Source organism: Bradyrhizobium sp. (genome assembly GCF_030697065.1).
GTDB lineage: Bacteria > Pseudomonadota > Alphaproteobacteria > Rhizobiales > Xanthobacteraceae > Bradyrhizobium.
This window is the reverse complement of record NZ_JAUYQU010000070.1, coordinates 1-7179: the sequence shown is the minus strand read 5'-3', so window position 1 is coordinate 7179 and position 7179 is coordinate 1. Positions and strand designations below refer to the sequence as shown.

7 protein-coding genes are annotated in these 7179 nt (G+C 66.3%); 5 read left to right on the top strand and 2 right to left on the bottom strand.

The window, feature by feature from the left end:
- Positions 1-544, bottom strand: a 544-nt coding sequence (locus Q8R73_RS04850; RefSeq protein ID WP_305718401.1) for a uracil-DNA glycosylase family protein, incomplete at its 3' end; no start/stop codon positions are given.
- Positions 545-681: 137 nt separating this feature from the next.
- On the opposite strand from Q8R73_RS04850, the gene Q8R73_RS04845 reads away from it, so the two are divergent.
- The 3 genes from Q8R73_RS04845 to Q8R73_RS04835 all read left to right on the top strand — a co-directional run bounded on the left by Q8R73_RS04845 (position 682) and on the right by Q8R73_RS04835 (position 5307).
- The gene (locus tag Q8R73_RS04845) at positions 682-2340 is read left to right on the top strand and encodes an electron transfer flavoprotein-ubiquinone oxidoreductase (protein ID WP_305718400.1); all 1659 of its coding nucleotides are present in this window, start codon (positions 682-684) and stop codon (positions 2338-2340) included.
- 250 nt (positions 2341-2590) lie between these two features.
- The gene (locus Q8R73_RS04840) at positions 2591-4384 is read left to right on the top strand and encodes a tetratricopeptide repeat protein (protein ID WP_305718399.1); all 1794 of its coding nucleotides are present in this window, start codon (positions 2591-2593) and stop codon (positions 4382-4384) included.
- Between the two features lie 38 nt (positions 4385-4422).
- The gene (locus Q8R73_RS04835) at positions 4423-5307 is read left to right on the top strand and encodes a 4-(cytidine 5'-diphospho)-2-C-methyl-D-erythritol kinase (RefSeq protein WP_305718398.1); all 885 of its coding nucleotides are present in this window, start codon (positions 4423-4425) and stop codon (positions 5305-5307) included.
- Positions 5308-5452: 145 nt separating this feature from the next.
- On the opposite strand, the gene Q8R73_RS04830 is transcribed toward Q8R73_RS04835, so the two are convergent.
- A complete protein-coding gene (locus Q8R73_RS04830) occupies positions 5453-6463 on the bottom strand; it encodes a polyprenyl synthetase family protein (protein WP_305319900.1) in 1011 nt (336 codons plus the stop codon).
- A gap of 147 nt (positions 6464-6610) precedes the next feature.
- On the opposite strand from Q8R73_RS04830, the gene Q8R73_RS04825 reads away from it, so the two are divergent.
- Together Q8R73_RS04825 and Q8R73_RS04820 are read left to right on the top strand one after the other, a co-directional pair.
- Positions 6611-6838 (top strand): DUF2007 domain-containing protein, encoded by a 228-nt coding sequence (locus tag Q8R73_RS04825; RefSeq protein ID WP_305718397.1) that lies wholly within the window; start codon positions 6611-6613, stop codon positions 6836-6838.
- A partial coding sequence (locus Q8R73_RS04820) for a methyltransferase (protein ID WP_305718396.1) occupies positions 6831-7179 on the top strand: 349 nt, incomplete at its 3' end. The genes Q8R73_RS04825 and Q8R73_RS04820, both read left to right, overlap by 8 nt.

The following is a 7179-nucleotide window of genomic DNA, read 5'->3' as shown; positions in this document are numbered from 1 at the left end:
TTTCCTGCGGCGTCGGCGTGCGGTTGCCGGGCGGGCGCCAGGGAATCACATTGGCGATGTAGGCGCTGGTGCGGTCGAGCCCGATCGCCGCGATCATGCGGTCCAGCAACTTGCCGGAACGGCCGACGAAGGGCAGGCCCTCGATGTCTTCCTCGCGGCCGGGGGCCTCGCCGACGAACATGATGCGCGCCTGCGGGTTGCCGTCGGCGAACACCAGCCGCGTCGCGGTGGATTTCAGCGCGCAGCCGTCGAAGCTCTCCAGCAGCGCCCGCAGCGCTTCCAGGGTCGGTGCGGTGCGTGCGGCTTCCCGCGCCGACTGGATCGCGGCCTCCGGCGCTACCGTCTCGGCGCGCGCGGCCGGAACCGGGGCGGCCGCAGCCGCAATCGTGCTGACCGGTTGAACCGGCGCAGGTTCGCGGGCGGCCGGCATCAGGTCGGGGTCGGTCAAACGGTTGACCGGCTCGTCCGTCAGCGCGCAGTCGACCCCGGCCTCCAGGTAAAAGGCCAGCAATTGCTGCAAGGTAGGCGCGCTCTCGGGCGGCATGGCGGTGGTCTGCGACATCCGGGATAATCTAGGCGGTCCGGCGCCGTTGCGAAACGCATTTCGGTGGTTGTTCTCGGCCGAAAAATCGGAAACAACGGGGGCGTTTAGAGGCGTTCTCAACCGGCCGGGACCAGATCATGAGCACCGAGGAACTACCGCCGCGCGAATCCATGGAGTTCGACGTCGTGATCGTCGGCGCCGGGCCGTCCGGCCTTGCGGCCGCCATCCGGCTGAAGCAGCTCAATGCCGAACTCGCCATCGTCGTGGTGGAGAAGGGGTCCGAGGTCGGCGCGCATATCCTGTCCGGCGCGGTGATCGATCCGGTGTCGCTCGACAAACTGGTTCCGGACTGGCGCGAGGATGCCGACTGTCCGCTGAAGACCCAGGTCAAGACCGACAAGTTCTACTGGATGACCGCGGGCTCGGCGATCCCGCTGCCGTCGATCGCGATGCCGCCGCTGATGAACAATCACCACTGCTATGTCGGCTCGCTCGGCATGGTCTGCCGCTGGCTGGCGCAGAAGGCCGAGGCGCTCGGCGTCGAGATCTACCCGGGCTTCGCCGCGGCCGAAGTCCTGTATGACGAAAAAGGCGCGGTGCGCGGCATCGCCACCGGCGACATGGGCGTCGGCAGGGACGGCAAGCCGAAGGACTCCTTCACCCGCGGCATGGAACTGCTCGGCAAATACACGCTGTTCGCCGAAGGCGCCCGCGGCAGCCTCACCAAGCAGCTGATCGCGAAATTTTCGCTCGACGCGGGCAGCGAGCCGCCGAAATTCGGCATCGGCCTCAAGGAAGTCTGGCAGATCGATCCGGCCAAGCACCAGAAGGGCCTGATCCAGCATTCGTTCGGCTGGCCGCTGGACAATTCCACCGGCGGCGGCTCGTTTCTCTATCATTATGACGACAATCTGGTGGCGGTCGGCTTCGTCGTGCATCTCAACTACAACGATCCCTATCTGTCGCCGTTCGATGAATTCCAGCGCTTCAAGACCCATCCCGCGATCCGCACCCTGTTCGAGGGCGGCAAGCGGCTCGCCTACGGCTCGCGCGCCATCACCGAGGGCGGCTACCAGTCGGTGCCGCGCCTGACATTTGCCGGCGGCGCGCTGGTCGGCTGCGCCGCGGGGTTCGTCAACGTGCCGCGCATCAAGGGCGTGCATAATGCGATGGGCACCGGCATGCAGGCGGCCGAGCACGTGATCGCAGCCCTCGGCGCCGGCCGCGCCAACGATGAACTGGTCGAGTACGAAAATGGCTGGCGCGACTCCGCCGTCGGCAAGGACCTGCACCGGGTCCGAAATGTAAAACCGCTGTGGTCGAAGTTCGGCACCGTCATCGGCGTCGCGCTCGGCGGCATCGACATGTGGTGCAACACGCTGGGCTTCTCGCTGTTCGGAACCCAGTCGCACGCCAAACCCGACCGCAAGACGCTCGATCCGGCCAAGGCCCATGCGCCGATCGCGTATCCGAAGCCGGACGGCAAGATATCCTTCGACAAGCTGTCGTCCGTGTTCATGTCCAATACCAACCATGAAGAGGACCAGCCGGTTCACCTCAAGGTCGCCGACATGAACCTGCAGAAGACCTCCGAGCTCGAGGTCTTTGCCGGCCCGTCCAACCGCTATTGCCCCGCCGGGGTCTATGAATGGGTCGAGGAGCCGTCAGGTCCCCGCTTCCAGATCAACGCCCAGAACTGCGTCCATTGCAAAACCTGCGACGTCAAGGATCCGAACGGCAACATCACCTGGGTTCCACCGGAGGGCGGCGGCGGCCCGAACTACGAGGCGATGTGACCACGATTGCGTGAGCCGGGAGCGCCCGCCGCGGCCGCCGGCCACGATACCGCCATACTGAAAGCGTTTTCAGGCCAGGCTGGCCGGGAAGCCGGCCGGCAGGACGATCCAGCGGTCTTCCTGCCAGCCGATTCGGCACCCCGTATCCTTGCGGTTCAACGCCAAACGCGGCATTGTCGCCTGCCTTGATGCCGCCGGCTGGGTTCGCATCCGAGACGATCCTTGAAATCCCTGGAGCTAGGCAACCCCGATGTTTTCCATTCGTTTCAATCGCCGGATCCCCGCCGCACTCGCCGTCAGCGCGTTCGCCATCGCCATAATGGTGCCGGCCTCGCTGTCGGCGCAGACGCCGGATCACACCGCGGGCACGTCGGCCCAGTTCCCGACCAAGAGCGACCTCAAGTCGCTGACCAAGTCCGGTAGTTATCTGGCCGCCCGTCACGCCAGCGTGGAGCGCGACGCCTCCTCGGCTGCGGCGTTTTACCGCTCGGCGCTGCGCGGCGATCCCAAGAACAACGAACTGCTCGATCGGGCCTTCATTTCCTCGCTCGCGGATGGCAGCATCGACGAGGCGGTCAAGCTCGCCGAGCGCATTCTGACGGTCGACAAATCCAACCGCGTGGCCAGACTCGTGGTCGGCGTGCGCGATCTGAAACTGAAAAAATATGCCGCCGCGCAGGTCAACATCAATCAGTCGATCCGCGGACCGATCACAGACCTGGTGGCGACGCTGCTGTCGGGCTGGGCGAGCTACGGCGCCGGCGACACGAAGTCGGCGGTCGCCAACATCGACAAGCTGACCGGTCCGGAATGGTATCCGATCTTCAAGGACCTGCATTCCGGCATGATCCTGGAACTGGCGGGCAAGGAAAAGGACGCCGGCGCCCGCCTGGAGCGCGCCTACAAGCTCGACGATTCCATGCTGCGGGTGGCCGAGGCCTATGCGCGCTGGCTGTCGCGCGGCAAGGATCCGGCGGCGGCCACCGCGGTCTATGCGGCGTTCGACAAGAAGCTGGCGCGGCATCCGCTGGTGCAGGAAGGCCTGCGCGAAACCAGGGCCGGCAAGAAAATGACGCCGCTGGTGGATTCGCCGCAGAGCGGCGCCGCCGAGGCGCTGTACGGTATCGGCGCCACGCTGACCCGCCGCGGCGGCGAGGATCTGGCGCTGGTCTATCTGCAGCTCTCGCTCTATCTCGCGCCCAATCATCCGCTGGCGCTGCTGTCGCTGGCCGATCTCTACGAATCGGTGAAGAAGCCGCCGATGGCGATCAAGGTCTATGAGCGCATGCCGGCCGGTTCGCCGCTGAAGCGCAATGCCCAGATCCAGCTCGCCACCAATCTCGACGCCGCCGAGCGCAGCGAGGAGGCGATCAAGATCCTGAAGGACGTCACCGCGGAAGACCCCAGGGACATCGAAGCCATCATGGCGCTCGGCAATATCGAGCGCGGCCGCAAGCGGTTTTCCGACTGCGCCCAGACCTATACCCAGGCCATCGAGGCGATGCCGGCGGCAAGCGAGAAGGGCGCCTGGGTGACCTATTATTACCGCGGCATCTGCTTCGAGCGCTCCAAGCAGTGGAGCAAGGCGGAGGTCGACATGCGCAAGGCGCTGGAGCTGCAACCCGAGCAGCCCCACGTGCTGAATTATCTCGGCTACTCGTGGATCGACCAGGGCGTCAATCTCGACGAGGGCATGAAGATGATCCGCCGCGCCGTCGAGCAGCGCCCGGACGACGGCTACATCGTCGACTCGCTCGGCTGGGCGTACTACCGCATCGGCAATTTCGAGGAGGCAGTGAAGCACCTCGAGCGCGCGATCGACCTCAAGCCGGAAGATCCGACCATCAACGACCATCTCGGCGACGCCTATTGGCGGGTCGGCCGGACCCTCGAGGCCAGGTTCCAGTGGGCCCACGCCCGCGACCTCAAGCCCGAGCCGGACGAACTGCCGAAGATCGAAGCCAAGCTCGCAAACGGGCTGCCCGACGACACCTCGTCGGCGGCCTCCGCGGACAAGAAAAAAGAAGACGGCAAGGGCGGTTGATTGCGTTTGTGGGCGGCTGATCGAAGGGCTGGTCGGCAATGCCGGCGTTGACGCAAGAGGGGCGTGCCAAGGTCAACCTGACCCTGCGGGTGGTCGGGCGGCGCGTCGACGGCTATCACGACCTCGAAAGCGTGGTGGCGTTCGCCGATTGCGCCGACACCATCACTTTGACTCCCGGCTCAGGTCTGAATCTCGCGACCACCGGGCCGCTGGCGCAGGCCTGCGGCGAGGCCTCGGACAATCTGGTGCTGAAGGCGGCGCAGTTGCTGCGCGAGCGCGTGCCGGATCTCGCGCTCGGCGATTTCACCCTCGACAAGGTGCTGCCGGTCGCCGCCGGCATCGGCGGCGGTTCGGCCGACGCCGCGGCGGCGCTGCGGCTGCTGGCGCTGGCCAACGGCCTCGAACTCGACGATCCGCGCCTGGTCGAAGTCGCGCGGCTGACCGGCGCCGACGTGCCGGTATGCCTCGCCTCCAACGCCTGCGTCATGACCGGGGTCGGCGAGACGCTGCTGCCGCTCAGCCTGCCGAAGATGCCCTGCGTGCTGGTCAATCCGCGCGTTCCCGTCGCCACCAGCGATGTGTTCAAGGCGCTGGGCCTTCGCAACGGCCAGCTGCTGGTGAGCGCGACCGACGTGCTCCGCGGCACCGCCTGGCCGGAAGCGGGCGGCTCGCTGGAAGAGTGGGTCGAAGCACTCGCCGCCGAACACAACGACCTCGAAGCTCCGGCCACGCGCATTCAACCGGTGATCGGCGACGTGCTCGCCGCGCTCAGCGCCAGCAACGGCGCCTGGCTGGCGCGGATGTCGGGCTCGGGCGCGACCTGCTTTGCGATCTACGAGAACACCGCCGAGGCGAATCGCGCCGCCCAGAAGATCCAGCTCGATCATCCGCAGTGGTGGGTGCATGCGGGAGTGCTGAGCTAGCTGGTCTTCGTAGTGTGAGCAAAGCTTCCGCCGTAGCTCGCAGAGCGCAGGCGGAAGTGTGCCCACCAATAGCCTCGGAATTTCCGTTGAAGAAAGATGGTGGGCACGGCGCAATGGCGCCTTTGCCCACCCTGCGGCACGCTCGCTAATGCGATCTCGCCAGGCAGAACGCCACCACCTGCTCCAGCGCGGTCTTCATCGGCGAGGCCGGGAACAGCGCCAGCGCGTCAACCGCCATCGCGCCGTAATGCTGGGCGCGGTTGATGGTGTCTTCCAGCGCGCGGTGCTTGGTCATCAGCCCGATGGCGTGATCGAGATCGCCGTCGGCGATCTCGCCGCGCTCCAGCGCCTTGCTCCAGAACGCGCGCTCGGAATCGTTGCCGCGGCGGAACGCCAGCACCACCGGCAGCGTGATCTTGCCTTCGCGGAAATCGTCGCCGATGTTCTTGCCGAGCTTGGCGGCCTTGCCGCCATAGTCGAGCACGTCGTCGACCAGCTGGAACGCGATTCCGAGATTCATGCCGACCGAGCGGCACGCGGTCTGTTCGGCCTTCGGGCGGTTGGCGATGACAGGGCCGACCTCGCAGGCCGCGGCGAACAGCTCGGCGGTCTTGCCGCGGATCACCGCGAGATATTCGTCCTCGGTGGTGGCGGTGTTCTTGGCCGCCGCCAGCTGCATCACCTCGCCCTCGGCGATGGTGGCCGCGGCCGACGACAGGATGTCGAGCGCGCGCAGCGAGCCGACCTCGACCATCATCCGGAACGCCTGGCCGAGCAGGAAATCGCCGACCAGCACGCTGGCCTCGTTGCCCCACAGCATGCGCGCGGACAATTTGCCGCGCCTGAGCTCGCTTTCGTCGACCACGTCGTCATGCAGCAGGGTGGCGGTATGCATGAACTCGACCGAGGCCGCGAGCTTGATATGGCCGTCGCCGGAATAACCGGTGAGGTTGGCCATCGCCAGCGTCAGCATCGGGCGCAACCGCTTGCCGCCCGAGGAAATCAGGTGATTGGCGACCTCGGGGATCATGGTGACTTCCGAGCCGGTCCGCGACAGGATGGTCGCGTTGACGCGCTCCATGTCGGCGGCGACGAGCCCGACCAGGCCATCTATCGACGCGTTCGACGGGCTCTCGAAGGGTACAATAACCGCCACGCTGGTCTCCACATTTGCCCAATTCGGGCTGCCTTTGAGTTATAACAATAGAAAGTGCCGGGGTGTGCGGCAAGGGCAGGCAGAGGGCAGGTAGCGATTGACAGGCGCCCGCCCGCCCTGCAGCGGATCGGCAAAGGAGCGCCACAATTGCGGGAACTGGTTCGGACCAACGATATCGTGCTGGTTTCAGCGGTCGGAGCGCTGCTCGACGGCGCCAATATCCACCATCTTGTGCTGGACCAGAACATGAGCATCATCGAGGGCTCGATCGGAATCCTGCCGCGCCGCATTCTTGTCCATGAGGACGACAACCGCGCAGCCCGGCAGATCCTCAGCGACGCGGGCCTCGCCCACGAATTGCGGGCCGATGACTGATTCCGTCCGATCCTGGCCCGTAGACGACTTCACGGAGGATGCCTTCCTGGGCGGACAATTGCGGCTGCGGCAGCCGAGATCGGGACACCGCGCCGGCCATGACGCCATGCTGCTGGCCGCGTCGACGCCGGCATCTTCAGGCGATCGCGTGGTCGATTTCGGCGCCGGGGTCGGCGCCGCCGGGCTGGCGGTCGCAAGACGCGTCGCCGGAATCGAACTGGTGCTGGTCGAGATCGACGCGGGGCTTGCAAGCCTCGCGCGCGAAAATGCCGCCGCCAATGCCATCGCCGCCCGCGTCGTCGTGCAGGACGTCGCGGCCGCCGCCGACGCGTTTGCCGCGG

Excerpts from the sequence above, each read along its gene's own strand:
- Q8R73_RS04840 (WP_305718399.1), top strand. The coding sequence starts at position 2,591 with ATGTTTTCCATTCGTTTCAATCGCCGGATCCCCGCCGCACTCGCCGTC.
- Q8R73_RS04835 (WP_305718398.1), top strand. The coding sequence starts at position 4,423 with ATGCCGGCGTTGACGCAAGAGGGGCGTGCCAAGGTCAACCTGACCCTG.
- Q8R73_RS04845 (WP_305718400.1), top strand. The coding sequence starts at position 682 with ATGAGCACCGAGGAACTACCGCCGCGCGAATCCATGGAGTTCGACGTC.